At 69.5% G+C, this 803-nt stretch carries 1 protein-coding gene; it reads left to right on the top strand.

Going from position 1 to position 803, the window contains the following annotated elements; all coding sequences use genetic code 11:
• On the top strand, positions 1–803 hold an 803-nt coding region (locus tag BZY54_RS42485), incomplete at both ends, for an acyltransferase domain-containing protein (protein WP_143668255.1).

Below are 803 nucleotides of genomic sequence, written 5' to 3'. Positions count from 1 at the left end.
GTCATCAAGATGGTGATGGCGATGCGGCACGGTGTGCTGCCGCGCACCCTCCACGTGGACGCGCCGTCCCGGCAGGTGGACTGGGAAGCGGGCCGGGTGGAGTTGCTGACGGAGGCTCGTGAGTGGCCGCAGGCCGTCGGGCGTCCGCGCCGGGCTGGTGTGTCGTCGTTCGGGCTGAGTGGCACGAACGCGCATGTGATTGTGGAGGAGGCGCCGGGGGAGGCGGTCGCGGAGGGTGGTGTGGTCGCTCCTGCGGTGGTGCCGTGGGTGGTGTCGGCGAAGTCGGTGGAGGCGTTGGCGGCGCAGGCCCGGCGGTTGGTGGATGTGGGGGCCGGCTCTGGCGATGTGGTGGATGTCGGTTACTCGCTGGCGACGACCAGGGCCCACCTCGAACATCGCGCGTGCGTGGTGGGTGGCGACCGTGAAGCCATGTTGCGGGGGCTGACCGCGTTGGCGGAGGGCGATGCGGACGGCGTGCAGGGCGTGGTGAGCGGCGTGTCGGGCACTGGTCGGACGGCGTTGCTGTTCACGGGGCAGGGGGCTCAGCGGTTGGGAATGGGGAGTGGGTTGTATGACGCCTTCCCGGTGTTCGCCACGGCGCTGGATGAGGTGACGGTTGAGCTGGATCGGTATCTGGATCGTCCGTTGCGTGAGGTGATGTGGGGTGAGGATGCCGAGGCGCTGAACGCCACGGCGTTTGCGCAGCCGGCGTTGTTCGCCATCGAGGTGGCGCTGTTCCGGTTGGTGGAGGCGTGGGGGGTGCGGCCGGATGTGCTGGTGGGTCACTCCATCGGTGAGCTGGC

Source organism: Streptomyces carpinensis (assembly GCF_002154505.1).
GTDB lineage: Bacteria > Actinomycetota > Actinomycetes > Streptomycetales > Streptomycetaceae > Streptomyces > Streptomyces carpinensis.
This window is presented reverse-complemented; position numbering and strand designations above follow the sequence as displayed.